Here is a 21,367-nt window from a genome sequence, read left to right as displayed (position 1 = left end):
CGACGTGTCTGTTTTTTTAATCACAAATAGGCTCGATTGTAGGGCATCAAATCATTAGGAGAGTTCATAGATGAATATTCGTCCATTACATGACCGCGTAATCGTTAAGCGTCTAGAAGTTGAATCAACATCAGCGGGTGGCATAGTACTGACCGGTAGCGCCGCTGAAAAATCAACTCGCGGTGAAATCCTTGCTGTGGGCAATGGCCGTATTTTAGAAAATGGCACAGTTAAGCCACTGGATGTCAAAGTGGGTGACGTGGTGATCTTCAACGAAGGTTACGGCGTTAAGAAAGAAAAAATCGACGGTCAAGAAGTCTTGATCCTGTCGGAAGCTGACCTGATGGCAGTAGTGGGTTAATCCTCAGCATCAATTCGACATTCCAATTAATCATTAAAAATTTAAAGGATAATCAAGATGGCAGCTAAAGAAGTTGTATTTGGTAATGACGCTCGCGTAAGAATGCTGGCTGGCGTAAACATTCTCGCAAACGCAGTTAAAGTGACCTTAGGCCCTAAAGGCCGTAATGTGGTATTAGACAAGAGCTTCGGCTCACCACTGATCACTAAAGACGGTGTGTCTGTTGCCAAAGAAATCGAGTTAGAAGACAAATTCGAAAACATGGGCGCGCAAATGGTGAAAGAAGTTGCTTCTAAAGCCAACGACGCCGCCGGTGATGGTACTACTACTGCAACTGTACTGGCTCAAGCTATTGTAGTTGAAGGCTTAAAAGCCGTTGCAGCCGGTATGAACCCAATGGATCTGAAGCGCGGTATCGACAAAGCCGTTATCGCTGCTGTTGCTGAATTAAAAGCCTTATCACAACCTTGTGCAGATTCAAAAGCGATTGCCCAAGTTGCGACTATCTCTGCAAACTCTGACGAATCTATCGGCGAAATCATCGCAACTGCGATGGAAAAAGTCGGCAAAGAAGGCGTAATCACAGTTGAAGAAGGCCAAGCGTTAGAAAACGAATTGGACGTAGTAGAAGGTATGCAGTTTGATCGTGGCTACCTATCTCCATACTTCATCAACAAGCCAGAAACCGGCAGTGTTGAGTTAGACCACCCATTCGTACTGTTAGTCGACAAGAAAATCTCTAACATTCGCGAGCTGTTACCTATCCTTGAAGGTCTGGCAAAAACCGGTAAGCCATTGCTTATCGTTGCTGAAGATGTTGAAGGCGAAGCATTAGCAACTTTAGTTGTGAACAATATGCGCGGTATCGTGAAAGTGGCTGCCGTTAAAGCACCTGGCTTTGGCGATCGTCGTAAGGCAATGCTGCAAGACGTAGCAATCCTGACTGGCGGTACTGTTATTGCTGAAGAAATCGGCCTAGAGCTTGAAAAAGCAACCCTGGAAGATTTAGGTACAGCTAAGCGTGTTGTGATCACTAAAGACAACACTACCATCATCGATGGTAACGGCGAGCAAACACAAATTGCTGCTCGTGTAAGCCAAATCAAACAACAAGTTGAAGAATCAACTTCTGACTACGACAAAGAAAAACTGCAAGAGCGTATGGCTAAACTAGCTGGCGGCGTAGCAGTGATTAAAGTTGGCGCAGCGACTGAAGTTGAAATGAAAGAGAAAAAAGCCCGCGTTGAAGATGCTCTGCATGCAACTCGCGCTGCGGTAGAAGAAGGCGTGGTTCCTGGCGGCGGTGTGGCTCTGGTTCGCGTAGCTTCTAAGATCGCTGAAGTTGAAGTATTAAACGAAGACCAAAAACACGGTGTGGTTATCGCACTGCGTGCAATGGAAGCGCCACTGCGTCAAATCGCCACTAACGCGGGTGAAGAAGCGTCAGTTGTTGCTAACACAGTGAAGAACGGCAGCGGTAACTTCGGTTACAACGCTGGTAACGACACTTACGGAGACATGTTAGAAATGGGTATCCTTGACCCAACTAAAGTGACCCGTTGTGCATTGCAATTCGCTGCGTCAATCGCAGGTCTGATGATCACTACAGAAGCTATGGTTGCTGAGATCCCACAAAATGCTAGCCAAGATATGGGCGGTATGGGTGGCATGGGCGGAATGGGCGGAATGGGCGGTATGATGTAATTTTTGCTTTTTTGCTGGTTTAAATCGGTGATTACGGCGTTGCTGCTCGCTCACATACACACAACGTATGCTACGCTCACAGCGCCTTGTACTGAACGTTTTATCCTGCACAAAAACATCTGCGGTCTTTAGCTTAATCGCTTAAACCTAAATTCTTGTAAGAGAAAAATGAAAACCCCGACTCGGGTAACTGAGTCGGGGTTTTGTTTTTGGTCTGGTAATAGTGGTTCAGGTTGTCTCATCATTCTTGATTGCTTCTAAAAGCAAATCAAAGTCGTGGGGCTTCACCCCACACCCGACCAAGGAGGACTGCTCGTCCTATCCTCCTTGGATTCTCCAAGACGCCCCTAGCGAAGTTATATGCATTGGTTAGTGGCTTCGTGCTTATTCGAAAATCGCTAACGCTTCCGATGGTACATCCTGTACCCCGAAAGCTACGCAGACGTCCTGTCTGCGCTACGCGATTTTCTTCAACACCCTTCAGCAACTTCGCAGGGGATGGTGAACTTCTGTGGTCTCGGTGTTGCAGGTTAATTTCTAAAGGACAGAGAGCCACTAGCTCCATCTTTTCAATCTGCTTGTTGCATTTTCTTGTGAGTTTTTTAGGGATTACGTAGCCTCAAACTATTTATTGTCTCCATTAAAGCAACCAACTGTTCAACCACACCTTCATCAAAATCTTCTCGATCCTGCTCCTCATGTGTCCCTTTATTTAAATACTGCCATAGCAATGTCTGCTCAGGTATTCCGAGAATTTGATTAATTGCATCAAGTAAAGGCTGTTTATCAACATGTTCGAATGTGCGTGCACCATTCAGTCTTGCGCGAAGACCGTCGCACAAATTTCGTAGCGAGGGTTGATCTCCGATGCCTGCCAACTTGACACTAATTACGCCTTGGTTACACTGCCCGAGCCATCGCCATATCTTGTTAGCGAGCATTTCTAACGCCTGTCTACATGGTTGAAGAGCCCCACGATGGTCACCTCGGTCAATAGCAGCCCTAGCGTTTATAAGATAGGCTTGTGCAGGCAAATCCCGCAGAACACGCGGATGATGATCCCCAGTGTGATGACGGAACGTGTAAGATAACCACTGGGCACGATCAATATGATTCTGGATGTCTTTGATGAATTCATTGCTGTGGCAGGTCACGATGATCTGCGTATTGGCAAAGCGCTCGCTCTGGAACAATGCCTCCCGAATACCCTGACGATGCTCATGGTCGATAGCATTTATTGCATCATCGAAGATCACTGTAGGTGCCTTGATGTGAGAAGCTTTTGCTAATAGGATGGCCAACCCAAGGCATCTGACATGCCCTTCACTCAGAACCTGAAGAGCATCAACACGAGCTTCTGGAGAGCCTTGGAAGCTCAACTCAATACGACCGTCCCCAGTAACAGGGAGGTGTAGAGCTGCCAGCTTATCTTCTGCTGCATCACGGACATTGAATTCGTTGTACAGCTCCATAGCCAAGTCGTTCAAACCCGCCATCAACGTTCCAGGTAACTCCGAGCGGTAATGCCGTAGCAGACTCAATAATTTATTGTAGGCAACTTGAATTCTTACCTCCGCTGCAATGCGGGTCTCCTCCTCCACAACTGCAGTGATCAGTGCCGTATTTTGTGCTTCAAAAACATCGACGCGTTGACGAGCCTTTGCAATTGCTACACTAGCTTGTTTGCGTCGTTCAGCATGCTCAGCCAATGCGATACGCGCTTCGAAAAGACGATCTCGCTCAGTAATAAGTTGGGCACGTTGCTTAAGATTTTGCTGGATAGCGGTATCAGCCGCCTCTAACTGAAGTGCGTAGTTGACCGCCTGTTGTGATAGCGATACGCCTCCGGCAGTAGGGTTGTACCCGATCTTCCACCATGCAGTATCAGGTTGAAAACCTGGATTTGCCAGATAGCGGAGTAGCTCATGCTCACTATTGACAGTGGCTCCAACACGCTGGGAAAAATTAGCGAAGTACCTGCGCAAGTTATCTGAGGCGACTCGCCTTTGATCAATAGCTGCTTGGTATCGTTGTTTGAGCAGAGTCAGCTCCCGCAGATGTACCAGACCTTGTTCAGCCTTTATAAAAGGATTGGCATGAACGTGTAGTTCCCCAACAATTGTAGTATCGCATGCTGGGCAATGGTCAGGAGAAAGTGCCTGTAGTTCAAGAACTGCGCAGTAGAGGTTTTGGTATGCTGCACCATCTTGCTGTAATGCCAACTTGCCAACAAGCTCCTCAACGAGCTTTTGAGCCTCATCTGCAACACTAAATGCAGCAAGGAGGTCCTGATGCCGTATGCCGTAAAGGGCTGGCGCAGGTTGATTTAATATTTCTATCAAAGTCTGTAATCGACAGGGAACCTCGGCAGAACCCACCGCCTGTTGCAACTGCGCATATGTCAATCCTGTCTGGAAAGCATCTGCGTACTCTCGCTCAACCCGCTCGAATGCTGCGATAGAGGCTGCTTCACCAACAAGTAGTTCGGTGTCATGAGCAATTGCTTGGCGTCTTTGTGTTAGCTCCTGACCTTGAACAGGCTGAATCGAGAGCTGTGTATCAATCGATTCATTAAATTGCCCTACAAACTCATTGAAGTCGTCCATACCGAACAACGCTGCTATTAGCTCGGTTTTCTGGCCTGTAGGTTTTGCAGCAATCCTAGAGAAGGAGTCAATACGGTTTTTCTCAATGAAGCAAAAACGATATGCATCGGCATCCGCTTGAACGACAACTCGCTGACCTTGTGCGTCCAATGCCGCTAACTGAGGAGGTACAAACCGACCTTCATGGATATTGCTTAGGTACTGAGTTGCATCGATCCGTTTTTGTGCCCCCTCATCAACTGCTCCGAGCAGGGCAAACTCGAGCGCCTCGCAAAGACTTGTCTTGCCGCTGCCATTGGGGCCATAAAACAATACTATGCGTCGTGAGAGATCAAAGTCTTCAACATTCCTAAAGCCCCTGAATGGTCCAAGAGAGATATGGCACAATGTCTGCCAGCTCCATCCAGCCCCTACCGCAATGGCGTCCATCTGAGGTTGATCTGGATCTGTCGTGGTGAACCGTTGACGTGCTAGGTCAACCAAATGTACTGACCGTTGACTGCGATGACGGGTAGTTGCACAGACGCTTTCAAAGTTGTCCAGTACGAGCCGAGCAAAGCGGCGAACGTCCTCTGGCGTCTCTCTGTCAGGTTGATGAAGCCATTGAATAAAAAGCTGATAATCGTGTTCTGCTGATGCCATCCGAATCTCCTTTGTAACTGACATTGCTGTGTTCAGGCATAGCCTTTTTGACTTTGAAAGAGTCAGACATCTTCAACTCTATCTCTGCCATTAGTGACGGCTACCGTCCATGGTTTTGACTTTCAGACTGCAAGCTAGGGCCACATTATTACTCGCCTCATGCCTGAGACCATTTGCCACTTTCTGCAAATAAACGGGGCAGGCTAAATTTAATCCCGACTGATTTGTGACATGGAATTCTTGCTTCTACAGAGCATGCCAATTCCAACAAATATTTGTTAAAAGTCTTCTCAGCGTAAAACCAAAGTTACCAGTTTGCGATTAACATAACCTTAGATAAGCTCACAAATGATACAGAACAGCTAAAGGCTATTAGACAGGTGTATAAATCATTTAGTTGAGTAGGATAAGCTTCTTTAGGGTTGGATGGCGATAAATTGTAGAAAGCGAGGACAGGCAAAATGCAGAAAGTGGGGTAGGCATATCGTTTTTTGGCATCTATGTTTCGTTCATACCATTTGATTTAATGTCTCTTTGCGGAACCAATGGTGGAAGATAAGGATCAGTCTTCGACCTTAGTGCTTTGGTCGCTCGCTTTTTCTGCTTTTATCGAAGACGGGATGTGCACATTTTTTAGCAAATAGCAGGCAACACCAAAGCGACAGGAGTTCACCTTCCCCTGCGAAGTTGTCGAAATACGCAGATAAAAATGCCGTGGCGACATCATGGATGATGGCGCAGGCTCGGGGGGACAGGGATGTCCCATCTGAGCCGTTAGGCAATTTTTATTGGAGTATGAGACCAGTAACTAATGCATGTAACTTCGCTAGGGGCGTCTTGCAGCATCCAAGGAGGATAGGACGAGCAGTCCTCCTTGGTCGGGTGTGGGGTGAAGCACCACGATCTTGATTTACTTCGGCTGTTAAGCTGCAAACGAGCAGCAAAATAGTCTGTCAACCTTTGATAAGATCGAAAGCGAGGACAGACACATTTCTTTCTGAGAAAGAAACCGAGGACAGGCATATCTTTTTGGGCAGCCATGTCTCGCTCATGCCATTTCATCTAGTGCCTCTTGGCCGAGACAAAGGGGGAAGATAAGGATCAATTTTCGACCTCTGTGGTATCGTCGCTCTCTTTTTCTGCATTTATTGTTAGTATGCCGCTTTGGCTTTTTAAACTGTTTGTTTGAACCATTAAATTAGATAACAAGGTTACTCGATGTTGAAATGCTTGCTTGTGATATTGCTGATATTTAGTTCGGTGTATGGTTGTAATGCCCCAGATCCAAAAATCGGAGAGGTGAAAATTAAGGATGGGATTTGGCAAGAACGCATTGAGCGGCAACTTAAGTTTGATGACAGCTACGACATTTTCTTGCAGTGGTTACGTAATGAATTTGGTATCGAACCTTTACTCCTTGAATATAAACCAAATAAGCTACCTACTTTTATACAGTTGGAATCCATCGACAGTGATGCAAACTGCCAGTATTTAATCCATACAACACTAAAACTCAATGATGAACGACGTATTAACTCCGCAGGCACGTCAATCACAAGGGTCTGTAGCTATAGCAGTATTGAGCTAACTGGCTTAAGCTCGCATACTGAAAAACAAAAATAATGGGGGATGTCAGGTGAAACGGATATTGTTATTAGCGCTCATTGGCTACGGTGTTTGGCATTATTACGGCAAGGCGGAGTATGAGTCCTACGAGGCTGCACAAGAGCCGATTATCGATAGTCAGGCTATTGATAAAGCGAAGGAGGCTGCGGCGATAATGTCTCATAATTTCAGGTGTGATGGTCGTCAGTATTGCAGCCAAATGACCTCACGTGCAGAGGCGGAGTTTTTCGTTAAATACTGCCCCAATACAAAGATGGATGGCGACCATGATGGTGAGCCATGTGAAAATGATACCCGCTGGTAGTCACCTGCCTTTTATGCCTGAGCAACCATTTAATTAAGCGCGGTTAATCGAATGGCTGAGCTGATGAGCATGGCTATGGGGGAGTTATGTCTGGTTCGTCGACCGCGACTTTTACGCAATTTCGGCCAGCGGCTTTAGCTTGATATAAGGCGCTATCGGCTGCAATCAGTAAGCTTTGGGCGGTCTCTTCACTGTGCCGCAATACTGCACAACCTATACTGATTGTGACGCTAAGTAACTGACCTTGATATTCAATCTTTTCTGCGCTGACGTTTAGCCGCAATCGTTCTGCTATCTGCATGCCGTCTTTTGCATCGGTATGCGGCAATACCACGACAAACTCTTCACCACCATAACGGGCGATGAAATCCGCGGGTCTATATAAACTCTGCTCCAGTTGTTTTGCGACGGCCACTAGGCAGTCGTCCCCAGCCAAATGGCCATGCTGGTCGTTAAAAGCTTTAAAGTGATCGACATCGAGCACTAACAAGCACAGTGGCTCTTTATGCCTTTTCGCATGGTCTATGTGTATTGCTAGCTGAGATTCTAGATAACGGCGGTTAAATAAGCCTGTTAAGGTGTCTTTGACACTCTGCTGGTACAGCGACTCATTCGCCCTTTGGGTTGCGACATACAGTCTGTTGACTTCCCATAGTAAGGCGCAGAGTAAGACCATAGAGGAGACCGAACTGCTAATCCTTGCGGCGTACCAACCTAGACTAAAGCGGGCGCCAGCGAATAAGGTTAACGTGACATCAATCAGGCTGGCCAGCAGCGCCACACTCAGCCATGTATAGAGCACATTGTTGCTGCGGGCGCGCCGTATCATACAGAGTAAAGCCACTGCGTTTAGTCCCCATACGAGTAAGGCATAAGGGCTGTGTAATAACTGTTTATAGCTATTTTTAGCGATCAGGATTGGTAACCAGTGGCTACCCCATGTTGCAAACAAAGCCAGTGCTAAACTGCACAACACTGGGATTAATACAAAACCCCACAGCCAATATTTCAGTTGCATCGGTGCAACTTGCTGTGTTGTTAACTTCTGTTGAGCCATCAAAGCCAGCAGGATTAAGGTTGGAAACGATGCATGCCAGAAGACCCAGATCCAAACTGCACTTTGTGCTCCGGCATTGAGTAACCCCTTGGGGGCAAAGACTCCTGGAAACACTAAAAGCTGAACTGTGACTAAGGGGATAAGAAACAAATACGCACTGGCGACAAAACCTGCGAAAACTTGCCTATTACTGGCAAACTGTGACAGCAATAAATACGCTGTGATACTTTCGAGTAGCACTACTGTGGTGCCGTACACAGGTAAAAATGGGGCAATATCAGGTAAAGGTATTGAAATAAAAGGAGAGATCACAAGAGCTGATGTTAGCAGTAAGAGGGCGACAATCACCGCCGCATGTTTATGGGGGCGCTGCGATAAAAAAGGATAAATGTCTGGCACAACCACTCACTGCTTTATAATATTTATTTCTTGTCACTATAGAAAGTTATCGGCGTTTTGACCAGAGTAAACGCAGTGAAGCTGGGTCTATAAGCCTGTTTTTTGATTCTTTAACAAGGTTGTAAAAATGACCATGGCCGTATCTTTTACTGATGAGGGCACGTTATTCGTCATTATAGGAAAGGGCCTGTTGATAATAACAGCCCTAAACTTTTCAATTAATGAGGGATGAGAACCTTTTAAATCCGAGGGTCGCTTGCTTTACTATCGACTTGGCCGATAACGGTAATATCGCTTAGGCTCGATAGTGTCCCCCATTGCTGAATTGTCATCATGCCCTTTATTTCTTTTGCGTTAAAACTAAGGCGCAGTCCATCTTTTTTATATTCACTGGGCAGATTTTGTGGCAAGAGTTTTTGGCTGCTATCGGTAATTATGCCCCAAAAACCGCCTTCTAAATTCATATACCTAACCGTTCCTTGATACATAACTATCCCTTTTTTTATTGAAATACTGGGTTGAGCATCTACGACATTAGTCTCTGTTGTCTGGCCCAAGGGCGCAACAGGCACACTGGAGTCTGTTACTGGCTGCTCCGAGGGGGGCTGCGGCTGGGATTTATCATTACACCCCACGACAAACAGCGTAATAAGTAAGGATAAAAAGATGGCTGTAAAGGTGCGCATGCATAATTCCTTTTTGTATCAATGCAGAGTCACTACACTGTATCAGAATATTTCTGGCTTGGGCGACTCAGATCTCATGTACTCGCCTTACAATGGAGTTGCGTACTCTAAATGTTATGCTGCGAGTAAAGATATTAGGTTGGTTTGAGGATGAGGGCTTGAAATAGTGACGGAGAGTATATGTGGTTGAGTGCGTGGGAAGGGGCTGGCGAGGCAGTCACCCTTTCCACTAAAATAGCTACAAACTTGAAAAGTCTGCGCTTATTTTTGTAGCTGGGCTTTTGCGGCTTCTACTTTTGAGAAATCCAAACCGAGTTCAAGCACGGCTTCTTTGATCAAGGCCGGTTTCTGCATCACTAGCCCCAGCAGTTGTTGTAATTTTTCGGCTGGGATGCCTAATTGACCGAGCGTACCCATCGCCATTAATGGATTTTCGGTTAATGTTTGAAACAGTTCTTGGATTTTAGCGTCACTGACGTTGTGTTCTTTTAAGATGGCAATAATGGGATTCATTGCATTACCTTGTTGATATGAAAGTTAAACAGGTGCCGATTTTATCACAATTCTGCCAGAGTGGTTGCCCCACACATGGGTACTCGTTGGATTTTGCCACGCCTTGCCTATGCCATTAAGCGCATTAGATTTTATCCCCAATAAGCTTTACTCTGGTGACGTATTCCCCCAAATCTGCCGATAAAAACCTGAGCGACTGTCGTGCATTGTGCATCTTGAGCCGTTGCATTGGATGTTGGGGCTCTAGATATTTTGGCCGTGGATATTTGTTGCATTAGATAGTGCGGAGCTGCGCCATGCCGCTTTTATCATCCCTTAAAAATAGAAAGGAACTGTGGTTATGCTTGATGTTGTCGCGAACCAAGACAAAAGTATTGTGGTTAAACAGTTGCGATATGGGCGTGATAATGAGGTGCTAGTCGTCGATGAGTGGCAACTGCATCCTGCTGAACACTGGGCGATTTTCGCGACCGACAGTTATTGTGGTTCCTTGCTCGGGCGAATATTAACCGGTGATATTCAGCCCGATGAAGGGACGATTGCTGGCCTGCCGCAACGTATCGGCTGGGTGTCACTTGGCTTGCAACAAGCATTGCTGGAGCGCGAGTTAGAAAAAGACGAGTTGGATTACGGTTCGAGTGTCGAATCCTTAGTGTTGGAATGCTGCCAAGATGCCGCACAACTCGCGCCACTATTACAAAAGGTTGGGCTTGAGCCGCTGCGCCTGCGTGGTTTTCGGCAGTTATCTACGGGCGAAACGCGCCGAGTCATGTTGGCGCGTGCGCTGGCAATATTACCGCAATTGCTGATCTTAGATGACCCTTATGCTGGGCTCGATGTTGAACATCAGGCGAGCTTATCTGAGCTGCTGAGTGAAGTGGCTGAGCATACTCAGTTGCTGATCATCACTTCGCGCCAAGAAGAATTGCCGCCGTGTATCAGCCATGTGGCGCTGTTTAATGGCGAGATGCTCAAATCGGGGCAGAGTGTGCACAAACTCAGCCCGTCGATGTCGATTGAGCAATGGCACAATCATCCTGTGATGGCGCAGTTGAATGCGTTATCGGCGCAGCGTAGTGATGAACTCTTGGCCTTGATGGAGCGGCAAAGACACAACGCAGAGGCGTTTGATCCTCTGGTCGAGATTAAAAATGGCAAAGTGGAATATGTCAGTGGGCTGATTTTCAGTGGCGTGAATTGGCGCATCGAGGCGGGGCAACATTGGCAAGTTCGCGGCCCAAATGGCTGCGGCAAAAGCACTTTGCTAGGGCTGATTTTAGGCGACCATCCCCAATGCTATAGCAATGACATCACGCTCTTTGGCCGACCTCGCGGAAGCGGCGAGAGTATTTGGCAGATTAAACAACGGATTGGCATAGTATCGTCGGCGCTGCACTTACAGTATCGCGTCAGTTGCTCGGCATTAGATGTGCTGCTTTCAGGCTTTTTTGACTCTATTGGTCTATACCAGAAACCCACTAAACCTCAGCTAGATTTGGCGAAGGAATGGTTGGCTATTTTGCACATGACGGGGCTGGCGAGCACGAGCTTTAAGAAGCTCGATTATGGTCAGCAGCGATTATTGCTAATAGGTCGCGCCCTGATTAAACAGCCACTGTTGCTGATTTTAGATGAGCCGTATCAGGGCTTAGATTTTATCAATCGCACCTTAGTGATGCGGGCGTTGGAGATGATAGCCGAGCATCATCTGAGCCAATTGCTTTACGTGTCGCACCATAGGGAAGATGCGCTGCCCGCTATCCATCATTTCGTGGATTTTATTAAGCAGGGCGACGGTTATTCGGTGCAGGTGAGTGATAGCGAGTCCAAGGATTGAGCCCGTCTTAGCAAGCAAGCATCAGCAACCGCTGGCGAGTCACGGCTACTTAGCTGTTTGCTGAGCTTGTAATGTATATCGGTGTTGGAAGTGTTGTTATGCAAAGCTGGGATGGAAAGCCTAAGGCTTGCCATCCCATTGAGCTTTTATTACAAGCTATCTATCACCAGCTATCTGCCACCAGATCTATCTATCACAAGCTTACTATTTCACTCGATGTAACCCGTACAGCACACCCTTTGTAACAATTCCTCGGTGTTCAAAGGCATTTTAAGGGCTGCCTCATTTGGCTTGAGTTGATATCGTATAGCCCATGTTTAGCGTCAGTCTAAAGCGCTACTGCTGTTGTGTGCATCTATCTAAAAATAATAAAGGAATCTCCACTATGCCTCATTGGCTCAGGGCAACTGCCATCCTGTGGGCTGGCTGCTCGGCGCTTGCCGTTGCTGCGCCCAGCACCTCCGAACCTTCACACTTTGATCCACAAACCTTATTTGCGCCGCTGTCGTTACCCTATCCCGCGACAGCGCTACGTAATGGCGCGGGTAAACCGAGCAGCATGTTTTGGCAGAATCGCGTTGATTACAGTTTGCACGCCACTATCGATACGCAAAACGATAAGTTAAGCAGCAAAGAAGTCATCACTTACACCAATAACAGTCCAGATGCCTTACCAACGCTGTGGGTGCAGTTAGATCAAAACATGTACCGCAAGGACTCCCGCAGTACTGTGGCGTCCGAATGGCGTCGTGGTCAATTTACCGATGGATATCAATTCGATAAGGTCACAGTGTTGATTGGCGGTAAACGCTATGATGCTAAATTCTTAATCGATGATACCCGTATGCGGGTGGACTTGGCCGAGCCTCTAGCGGCGAACGGCGGCAAGCTACAACTGCAAATCGATTATAGCTATCAAGTTCCCGGCACTTGGGGCGGCCGTACTTCAGTCACGCCGTCGACTAATGGCAAGATTTTTGAAATCGCCCAGTGGTTTCCACGCATGGCGGTATATGACGATCTCCATGGCTGGAACAACAATCCCTACATAGGCTCTGAGTTTTACTTGGAATACGGCACCATAGATTACACGGTCACAGTGCCGGGTAACTATTGGGTGGTGGGTTCTGGCGAGTTAGTGAATCCTAAAGATGTGCTAACCAAAACCGAGCAGCAGAGATTCGCCGCGGCCAAGCAAAGCGATAAAACTGTGTATATCCGCACCTTAGAAGATCTTACCAAAACCGACAGTCGACCTAGCGCGAGCAAAACCTTAGATTGGCATTTCCGTATGGAGCACACCCGCGATGTGGCCTTTGCGGCATCGCCCGCGTTTGTAATTGATGCGGCGCGGATTAATCTACCCAATGGCAAAACGTCGCTGGCGATGTCCGCCTATCCCGCCGAAGGTGTGGGCTCGAATAAGTGGGATCGCGCCACTGAGTATGTGAAAGCCAATATCGAGCATTTTTCCCAATGGTATCCCTATCCTTGGCCTGCAGCGGTCAACCTCGGCGGTCAGGGCGCTGGCATGGAATATCCCGGCATAGTGTTTGATGGCATGGACGATAAGGACGATCTGCTGTTTTGGATCACCGCCCATGAACTCGGCCACAACTGGTTCCCTATGATTGTGGGCTCAGACGAGCGTCGCCACGCCTTTATGGACGAAGGGTTTAATACCTTTATCGATGTGTATGCCTCGGATGCTTTCAATCAAGGCGAGTTTGCACCTAAACGCGACAGCGAATATGCGCCTAAGGGCGGCAATCCTGTGGATGAAATCTTGTCTGTGTTGGCCGATGCAGAAGCGCCAACTCTGATGGCACCCTCGGAAGCGGTTGCTGAAACCTATCGCCATTCAGTTAGTTACTTTAAAGGTGCCTTAGGACTGGTCTTGCTGCGTGAGCAGATTTTAGGGCCTGATAGATTCGATCCCGCCTTTAAAGAATACATTGCTACTTGGGCGTTTAAGCATCCTACGCCATCGGACTTTTTCCGCTTTATGGAAAGCGCCGCTGGTGAAGATCTCGCATGGTGGTGGCGTGGCTGGTATCTCAATAATTGGCAGTTGGATATGGCGGTTACTGGCGTAAAAGCTGTGGATGATAAACATGGAAAAGGCACTGCTATCAGTTTGACCAGTAAACAAAAGTTGGTCATGCCTGCCACGCTGAGTTTGCAATATGTTGATGGAACGAGTGAAGATTTTCGTATTCCGGTTGAAACCTGGATGCACCGTGTTTCGCCAACGATTGTCTTACCCGTGACTAAACCTGTGAAGATGGCGACACTGGATCCCGAGCATAAATTACCCGACGCCGACCGCAGCAATAATAGCCTGATCTTGTAATCGGCTTTAGTGTTGAAAATACCGAAAGCGCCCTAGTGGCGCTTTTTTTATAGGCTTTTTGTGACGGGTTTTATGGCTGGGTTTTTATAACGGAATTTTTATTTGAATAATAGCTATAACAATGACTTAATCCATTTAATGCACAAGCAGTTGCTTGGGTTTGCACTCCGCTTAAGGCGTTGAATTAGCCATGCTTGATATAACTAACTGTGAGCTGTGTTGCAGTTTGTTATGCCACTGGCGTGAATAATAGTTTCTGGCCTAGGCCAGAAACTCGATGATTATTGTGGTTCATCAACTGAACTTAGCCATCAAGCTTGCGAATCGTTTATATCCATTTACTGCGTTGGCTAAGTGAGCCCGAGTTTCACTATGTGTGCATAAACGTGCACTAAGATCTAAAACACTATTTCAATAGATAAAGACTATTTAAAAATTAGTTAAAGATATAAACATTATGCCAAGACCCAAAAAATGCCGTCAATTATCGAGCTGTGTGCCCTGTAGCCTATTTAAGCCTAATGGGATCCCTGCGGTTGAATTAACCCATATTCAATTAGAAGCCGATGAGTTTGAGGCCCTCGAACTGGGTGATGTGAAAAGATTAAGCCAGATCGAAGCCGCAGCCTTGATGGGGATCTCTCGGCAAACCTTTGGTTACCTTCTCGCCAATGCCCGTAAAAAGGTGGCGACGGCCATTACTCAAGGTCAAGCCTTGAGACTGCCAACCCAAACAGACAAGGATTTATCATGATTATTGCCATGCCGATGAGCCGCGAACGCCTCGCCAGTCACTTTACTAAAGCCCTACAGATTGGTTTTTATAACGAACAGCTTCAGCTGATCAAGCTGGTCGATAACCCGGCAATTGAAGGTGACTGTAGTGCTAAAAAAGCCTTACTAGAGCTGATTATTCAACAGGGTACCAATATTGTACTTGTACAGAATATCGGTGAGCGCATGTTGGGAAAGTTGCTCGATGCGGGGATTAGCGTGAGTAAAGGCAGTGCCAGTCAAACAGTGGCGACTTTACTTGCACAAACAGCGGATTTGAATCTTAGGTTGACTGATGCATCCCAAGGTCGCGCTTCACTCAAACATGCCGCCAAGGGCGGATGTTGTCATTCTACAGGTGACGGCTGTGGTTGCAGCGGTAAAGCTAAAGCAGCACCTGGCTCAACACGTCTTATAAGCACGCCAGTAGTACAGGTTAAGCTCGATAAGTCAGTGCATTACGCTGGGTTTAGGCCGCTGGTAAACAAATAATATCATCGTTTAATTTGGATTATTCCGTCACGATTAAACCATAGGGGCGGGCAAGCGCCCCTCGAATATCCGCTAACGAAAACACCTTGGAAAAACGTCCAAAGGTTTTGCCATAAAACACACATTCCACCACAGGCAAGGCAAATACATTGCGGCTCGCCGCTATCTCACCTTGGGCTTGGCAATCAATATAGGCCATCCGCATCTGCGGGAACGCTTGCGCTAACATCTCAGCAATTCTTGGTTTGAGCGTTTGACACACACCGCAGTCCGGCGCGCCAAATAACAACAGCACCGCCGCATGCTCAGTTAACATGGACTCCAGTATCTCAGGTGAATCAATTTGCGTAATGATATCGGTGTACATGCGTTGCCATTTAGAAGTTGTTATGGGTATGAATTAATGGGTGTCGTATCGCTAACTGCACCACTGGCGCTCGCAGGGAATGCCATCATCGTCACCATCCATTTGAGTATTGGGGCAATGTTGGATATAGAAAGTCGCTTCAGTACAGGAACTCATGTGGCTGCAATGGGTTTTACCCGCTTCACATTGGAATCTTGGCGTTGCAGGTGTTTGAGTTATCACTTTAGTTTCATACATGGGCATTCTCTGAATGTCCTCATTAGTGAGGACTGGTACTTCATCGATTGCAGGAGCTTCATTGAACTCTTGGTATTGTTTAAAGCCAAAGATAACTATGGTCACGATTATTAGCAGCGGGATTATTGTATTAAATGAAGATTTTCGTGGGCTATGGTAATGGGCTTTGTTTTTGTTATTGAAGTTGAAGTTTTCATTGCGTGATTGGACATGAGAGTGGGAGCGCGGTGTAGCACTCGCTGCAATAACAGCGACGCCTTCAATCGAGGCGATAACCGCTTTTCTTTTGCCGTCATTTTGCACTTCAGTTTGAAACAGAATGCTGTCGCCCACTATGGGTTTTCTCGCCATCTTTTTCAGCACTGAAATGTGAATAAACACATCTTGGGCGGCGTTTTTTTCAGGCTGAATAAAGCCAAATCCCTTTTCATCGTTCCAGCGTACCAGCACGCCTCTATCCATGAGCATTTTCTATGTCCTTAATTTAACGGTTTAATATTTTAGTTATTGAATATCAACACTTACTTGAGTCGATCCGATTTATCCCCTTTGAGGAGTAAACCGTCCTTAGGTTGACTGGTCGATTATCCAGTGTTGGCTGCTAAGTTACTCAAGCATAGGAAGTTTTGCAATTTTTTATCCTGAATTTGCTTATGTGTGAGTCATTCGCTTTGAGCGTATGGAGTAGGGGATATGTGAGCATATAGCAGAAACGGTTGGCATTTTTCTAAATTCAATACAAACAATTGCTTGTGTTTATTTTGAACATAAAGAGCAAAAAGTGTGCAATGAGAACTTGCAATCTTACTGTGTGCTGCATAGTATTTGCTGTGTGGTGCACAGTGTGTGTGACACAGTGTTCAGGATAGGAATTCGACTATGACAAGTTCACAGCTAGTCAAAATGCGACTCGAGTTGCGCCGTGGGGTATTAGTGTTGGCGGTACTGGGATTATTAAAACAACCCCACTACGGTTATTCGCTCCGCAAACAGTTGCAGGAAGGCGGTATCGATATTGACGAGGGGACTCTGTATCCCTTAGTGCGCCGCCTAGCCGATCAAGGATTGTTGGATAGTGAGTGGCGACAGGCCGAAGGGCGTGAGCGTCGTTATTACCAATTGTCGTCATTGGGGGCTGAGTTACTCAGTCAACTTACCGATGAATGGCAGCAACTTAATGGCGCCTTGGCTTTTTTGCTGGAGCAAAGCGCTGACACTAATGGCTCTGATATTAACTGCTCAGACGAGAGCGCAGAGGAGATTTGATATGGAATTAGTCGATCGCTATATCGCCGCGGTGCAGCGTGAATTGCCCGAGAACAAACGTCAGGAAATTGGTCGTGAATTAAAAGCCAATATCTGCGACCAATTGGATGCCTTATCTGAACAAGGTGAATTGACCGAATCGCAAATTGCCGATGTATTAAAGCAAATGGGTCATCCCTGTAAGGTCGCGCAGCAATTTGTACCGGCAGTGCCTATTATTGCCTCTGAGGATATTCCGCTTTTTAAACATACACTTTTCATGGTGCTTGGTGTTTTATTTGTGCTGCAGGTGGTAGGCGGCACGACGCAATGGCTGGGCTCGGCAGAGGGAAATCTATTCGGATTTATCCATCATATTGCCAAAGGTTTTATCGGCGATGCTTGTCTTGCGTTTACTGCAATTGGCTTGTCTTTTTGGAGCTTTTCGGCTCAAGGAAAACCGCTATCTGGCAGTAATTGTCAAAAATGGCAGCCGCAGAATTTGCCAAAGGTCGGCCCCGGTTGGCAGCATATTAGTTTAAGCGATGTGTTTGCCGATCTGGCGACGTATCTCTTCCTCTTGCTCGTGATCTGGTGTTCTGTGTGGATGAGTAGCGAGCAATTAGCTACACGTACCGTGATTTTTAGCGCCAATACTCAGCAATTACTGCAATGGTTTAGCCCTATTATTTTGCTGTCTATGGGCAATAGTCTCTGGCAACTACGCCGCAGAGTGTGGACCAATGAATTGTTACTGGTGAATATGGGGATCAATCTTGCTTATGCCTCGTTCTTAGTCTTTCTGGCATTTAGTTCGCCACTATTACAAACCCAAGTACAGAACCAAGGACCTGAATTGCAGGGGATATTTACGTTACTGCAGCTAGATAAATGGCTCAGTTATAGTCTAGTGATTGCCGCTATGTTCCCTGGGTATGAGGTGATTCGTGATGGATTACGTTGGCGTAAACTCGCCAGCCAGTAAGGCTTAACCTAGGCTTTGCAGGTGAGTCTTATTGGTTTTTTTCATCGAATACATGGCCTGATCAGCATGATTGATCAGGCTTTTTGCATCTGTGCCGTTTTCTGGATAAATCGCCAAACCGACGCTGACACCGATATGGATTTGATGACCATTGATAGTGTAAGGCGCGCAAATAGCTTGGCTTATCTGAGGGATCAGTTGGCCGATTCTGTGTGTATTGGCAAGGTGTTCTAGCAGGATCACAAACTCATCGCCTCCGAGGCGAGTGATGGTATCCATTTGGCGAATCCCAGATGAAAGCCGTTTCGCGACTTCCTGTAATAGTTTATCTCCCACATCGTGACCAAACTGGTCATTCACTGGCTTAAAGTTATCTAAGTCTAAGAAAAGGATTGCAAAAATATCATCAGACCTTTGAGCGTGCACTATGGCTTGTTCAAGTTTAGTGTGGAATAACACACGATTAGGCAGGTTAGTCAGGGCGTCGTGATGGGCGATATGACGCAGATATTCCTCCTCTGCCTTACGTTCGGCAATGTCGGTAATCACAATGACAAAATGAGTCAGGCGGTCATGCTCATTGCGCACTGTATTGATGCGCACACTGAGCGGCAGTAAGTCGCCCGATTTAACTTGTTTGAGTAATTCCCCCTGCCATTGCTCGCCCTGTTGAAGCAGATTTAGCATGGCTTGGCGGGCGTCATCACTATTGTGCCCGTCATTGAGGAAGTGGTTGGCATCGCCGTGCAAATCCTGCTGGGTAAAGCCAGTAATATGAGTAAAGGCTTGATTGATAGAAATAATACTCAGCAGGGGATCGGTGATCATTATGCCGTCGGTGCTGGCATTAAACACGGTTGCCGCGAGCCTGAGTTTATCTTCGGCCTGTTTACTGGCGGTGAGATCCATAAAGTAGGCCACGCCTTCACATTTGCTGCCATTTAAAAAACTGGCCGCTAGCATCACAGGCACTAAGGCACCACTCTTGCTAATAAGTTGTTTTTCATATTGTTGGCAGTGACCAAACTGTTCTAACTCTGCAATCGCAATGGCATCTCGTGTTTCATATTCTGGTGGGGTAATTGAGCGCCAGTTGATTAAGCCTGAGGTCAAATCCGCGCGGTCAAAATTGAGCATATTGAGGAAATGATCATTGGCATCATGGAGGGTGCCATCGAGCTGCCAAGAAATAATCCCTATGGTGTCGGAGTTTTTCAGGCTAGTGAAGCGAGATTCACTGATCAGTAACTGCCGTTCAGACTTGGCGATGTTACGAATGATCTGCCGACTGGCGAAGATCCCAATACTGATAAACAGCAGTAGGGCGCCAAGGCTAATCAACCAGGTCATTTGCTTGACCCAGCGCGCGCCTTCACTGAGCACAGCGGAAAATTCAATTTCTAGGCTGAGTAATTCTTCATTTACATCAATCAATTGCTGGCGGTATTGCGCGAGGACTTCGGGTCTCCCACCCAGTTGATTGATTTCAATACGCATATTCTCGGCGAGTTGCATTACAAACTCGAAGCGTTGATCGGCTAAGCCCCACAGCTGAATCGCTTGCCGCATATAGGAATTGGATTGAAAGTGACGGAAGAACCAGATCAGTGAGTCGGTATCGCGTTCGTCATTGAGGCCCTGAATAAAACCCAGTTTGGCGGCTTGTTCATCAATGGGTGTGGCGAGTAGGGCTTGTCTAGCTCGATGATCGCCTTCCATGACGCTCGTCGCTGCACGATAACGCTGAAAGTCCACATCATTTTGGGTGTGTGAATAGTGGGTGAGATAAAGTACCGCATCTTTTTGCGCCTTGGCCCACAAGCCTTCACCGCGGACATAGGTGCGTACACCATCAAATATATTGCCTTGAATATACACAAGTGCGACGAGGGCGATGCAGATCCCGATAAACATGCTGATGATCAACAGAACCTTAGCAACGGTTGAGCGAGTTCGTTGCCGTAAAATAGCTAATGTGCGCGCGAACTGAGTCCCCATCCTTACGCTCCACAACCAATACAGTGGCGCCACTCTAGAGTGGGCAGCTTAGGGAGAAGGAGTGAATCAATTTGCCTGCTATTTTTGAAGGTTATTTTGTTGTTCATCTGTTCCTTAGATTGATTGTTCCACATGCTAAATCAAAGTACCGCTTGGTTGCGGGTCAGCCTCTTCGTTGGGCAATGCACTGTCAGTTAATTAATGTATTGCCAATTAAGTAATGTACTGTCAGTTAAGCCATATATGTCAGCGACATACTTTAGATAACACTAAAACGCTTTGAAATTAAGTCAATGAAATAATTTAAAAAAGATTGGCGATACTGATTGCGTTATTGTGGGGTATCGCCATTATTTATTACATCATTAAGCGATTTTCGCGCCTGCTGTTTATAGGTTTCAAATATGCCTTCTTGTTTCATCTGTTTTAGCTCCCGAGCAAGATTTACGGCGAGTGCCGCGTGACGTTTATTCAGGTAACCATAGCTAGTGAGTTCTTCTAGGGTGGCAATCGCGATGATCTCGCTACCTTGAAATTCTGGGGTTTGTAATAGATCCAATGAGCTTGCCTCTGTATCAATATAGATATCGATTCGGTCGCGGAGCATTTTACGAAAAGAGCTCACAGGGGATGAGGATTCCGTCAGGCGCTCCTCTGGAATGAGTCCCTTTAGCTTTTGTTCTGCGAGGAACACGCCTCGATAGTATTCGATCTTATATCGACTCTTTTGCAGTGCTTGCCAGTTGGTAATCTTGATTTTGGGATTGTGTGCGAAGGCAATTAAATGGGTATCGACAACCGGTTCCTCGATGCGAATGAGGTTGGTAAACTTCTCGCCATAACGAAATACGCGCCCCGGCTCACAATCCACTTTTCCTGAGTCCGCCATCTTACTGGCGCGGGCAGCGGGAACCACTTGATAGGAGAAGCCATACCCTAAGCGTTCAAAAGCTTGGGTGTAAATCAGTTCAGCCCATTTAAAGTAGAAGTTGTGTTTGGGGTCCTCATAAAACGCCATGGTAATGATAGGTTTATCAGCAAGTACCGCTGTAGTTTCTGCTGTGGATTTACTGGTCGCATGAACAGAGATACAAAAAAATAAGCCTATCAACACACTCCAAATGCGCATATTGCTCCGTCGCTGCATAACCTGTTCCTAGCCGTGTTGAGTTAACTAGAGT

Annotated in this window: 18 protein-coding genes; 10 read left to right on the top strand and 8 right to left on the bottom strand. The window is 46.7% G+C overall.

Features of this window, described 5'->3' with window-relative positions; genetic code table 11:
- Positions 1-70 precede the first annotated feature (70 nt).
- Together DYH48_RS18285 and groL are read left to right on the top strand one after the other, a co-directional pair.
- Complete coding sequence (locus tag DYH48_RS18285) at positions 71-361, top strand: co-chaperone GroES (RefSeq protein WP_006086113.1); 291 nt, start codon at positions 71-73, stop codon at positions 359-361.
- 57 nt (positions 362-418) lie between these two features.
- Positions 419-2,065 carry a chaperonin GroEL gene (groL, locus tag DYH48_RS18280; protein ID WP_115335562.1) on the top strand — a complete coding sequence of 549 codons (1,647 nt, stop codon included), beginning with the start codon at positions 419-421 and terminating at the stop codon, positions 2,063-2,065.
- A 602-nt stretch (positions 2,066-2,667) separates the two neighbouring features.
- On the opposite strand, the gene DYH48_RS18275 is transcribed toward groL, so the two are convergent.
- Complete coding sequence (locus tag DYH48_RS18275) at positions 2,668-5,313, bottom strand: AAA family ATPase (RefSeq protein ID WP_115335561.1); 2,646 nt, start codon at positions 5,311-5,313, stop codon at positions 2,668-2,670.
- 1,218 nt (positions 5,314-6,531) lie between these two features.
- On the opposite strand from DYH48_RS18275, the gene DYH48_RS18270 reads away from it, so the two are divergent.
- Together DYH48_RS18270 and DYH48_RS18265 are read left to right on the top strand one after the other, a co-directional pair.
- Positions 6,532-6,936, top strand: a complete 405-nt coding sequence (locus DYH48_RS18270) for a hypothetical protein (protein WP_115335560.1) — start codon at positions 6,532-6,534, stop codon at positions 6,934-6,936.
- A 13-nt stretch (positions 6,937-6,949) separates the two neighbouring features.
- Entirely contained in the window at positions 6,950-7,243 is a 294-nt protein-coding gene (locus DYH48_RS18265) for an excalibur calcium-binding domain-containing protein (RefSeq protein WP_115335559.1), read from the top strand.
- Positions 7,244-7,316: 73 nt separating this feature from the next.
- On the opposite strand, the gene DYH48_RS18260 is transcribed toward DYH48_RS18265, so the two are convergent.
- The 3 genes from DYH48_RS18260 to DYH48_RS18250 form a co-directional block, all read right to left on the bottom strand.
- Positions 7,317-8,699 carry a sensor domain-containing diguanylate cyclase gene (locus tag DYH48_RS18260; RefSeq protein WP_115336166.1) on the bottom strand — a complete coding sequence of 461 codons (1,383 nt, stop codon included), beginning with the start codon at positions 8,697-8,699 and terminating at the stop codon, positions 7,317-7,319.
- 239 nt (positions 8,700-8,938) lie between these two features.
- The gene (locus DYH48_RS18255) at positions 8,939-9,385 is read right to left on the bottom strand and encodes a hypothetical protein (RefSeq protein ID WP_115335558.1); all 447 of its coding nucleotides are present in this window, start codon (positions 9,383-9,385) and stop codon (positions 8,939-8,941) included.
- 261 nt (positions 9,386-9,646) lie between these two features.
- Positions 9,647-9,898 carry a DUF2999 family protein gene (locus DYH48_RS18250; protein ID WP_006083102.1) on the bottom strand — a complete coding sequence of 84 codons (252 nt, stop codon included), beginning with the start codon at positions 9,896-9,898 and terminating at the stop codon, positions 9,647-9,649.
- 340 nt (positions 9,899-10,238) lie between these two features.
- On the opposite strand from DYH48_RS18250, the gene DYH48_RS18245 reads away from it, so the two are divergent.
- From DYH48_RS18245 to DYH48_RS18230, 4 genes are all read left to right on the top strand, one after another.
- Positions 10,239-11,735, top strand: coding sequence for an ATP-binding cassette domain-containing protein (locus DYH48_RS18245; protein WP_115335557.1), 1,497 nt, complete (start codon positions 10,239-10,241; stop codon positions 11,733-11,735).
- A gap of 385 nt (positions 11,736-12,120) precedes the next feature.
- The gene (locus tag DYH48_RS18240) at positions 12,121-14,088 is read left to right on the top strand and encodes a M1 family metallopeptidase (RefSeq protein WP_115335556.1); all 1,968 of its coding nucleotides are present in this window, start codon (positions 12,121-12,123) and stop codon (positions 14,086-14,088) included.
- Positions 14,089-14,545: 457 nt separating this feature from the next.
- Positions 14,546-14,842: a DUF134 domain-containing protein gene (locus DYH48_RS18235; protein WP_115335555.1), complete on the top strand. Its 297-nt coding sequence runs from the start codon at positions 14,546-14,548 to the stop codon at positions 14,840-14,842.
- Positions 14,839-15,354, top strand: a complete 516-nt coding sequence (locus DYH48_RS18230) for a NifB/NifX family molybdenum-iron cluster-binding protein (RefSeq protein ID WP_115335554.1) — start codon at positions 14,839-14,841, stop codon at positions 15,352-15,354. Before DYH48_RS18235 ends, DYH48_RS18230 begins: the two co-directional genes overlap by 4 nt.
- Before the next feature lie 19 nt (positions 15,355-15,373).
- Here the strand turns inward: DYH48_RS18230 and DYH48_RS18225 are convergent, their stop codons facing one another.
- Together DYH48_RS18225 and DYH48_RS18220 are read right to left on the bottom strand one after the other, a co-directional pair.
- Entirely contained in the window at positions 15,374-15,721 is a 348-nt protein-coding gene (locus DYH48_RS18225) for a thioredoxin family protein (protein WP_115335553.1), read from the bottom strand.
- A gap of 51 nt (positions 15,722-15,772) precedes the next feature.
- Positions 15,773-16,426: an excalibur calcium-binding domain-containing protein gene (locus DYH48_RS18220; protein ID WP_115335552.1), complete on the bottom strand. Its 654-nt coding sequence runs from the start codon at positions 16,424-16,426 to the stop codon at positions 15,773-15,775.
- Between the two features lie 411 nt (positions 16,427-16,837).
- On the opposite strand from DYH48_RS18220, the gene DYH48_RS18215 reads away from it, so the two are divergent.
- Positions 16,838-17,224, top strand: coding sequence for a PadR family transcriptional regulator (locus DYH48_RS18215; RefSeq protein ID WP_063882325.1), 387 nt, complete (start codon positions 16,838-16,840; stop codon positions 17,222-17,224).
- Between the two features lies 1 nt (position 17,225).
- Positions 17,226-18,188 carry a hypothetical protein gene (locus DYH48_RS18210; RefSeq protein ID WP_115335551.1) on the top strand — a complete coding sequence of 321 codons (963 nt, stop codon included), beginning with the start codon at positions 17,226-17,228 and terminating at the stop codon, positions 18,186-18,188.
- Between the two features lie 3 nt (positions 18,189-18,191).
- Here DYH48_RS18210 and DYH48_RS18205 read toward each other — a convergent pair whose 3' ends face one another.
- A complete protein-coding gene (locus tag DYH48_RS18205) occupies positions 18,192-20,186 on the bottom strand; it encodes a diguanylate cyclase domain-containing protein (protein ID WP_115335550.1) in 1,995 nt (664 codons plus the stop codon).
- A gap of 331 nt (positions 20,187-20,517) precedes the next feature.
- Positions 20,518-21,333 carry a transporter substrate-binding domain-containing protein gene (locus DYH48_RS18200; protein WP_115335549.1) on the bottom strand — a complete coding sequence of 272 codons (816 nt, stop codon included), beginning with the start codon at positions 21,331-21,333 and terminating at the stop codon, positions 20,518-20,520.
- Positions 21,334-21,367 lie beyond the last annotated feature (34 nt).

The organism is Shewanella baltica (assembly GCF_900456975.1).
GTDB lineage: Bacteria > Pseudomonadota > Gammaproteobacteria > Enterobacterales > Shewanellaceae > Shewanella > Shewanella baltica.
Note: the sequence above shows the minus strand (reverse complement) of the source record. Positions and strands in the feature narration are given on the sequence as shown.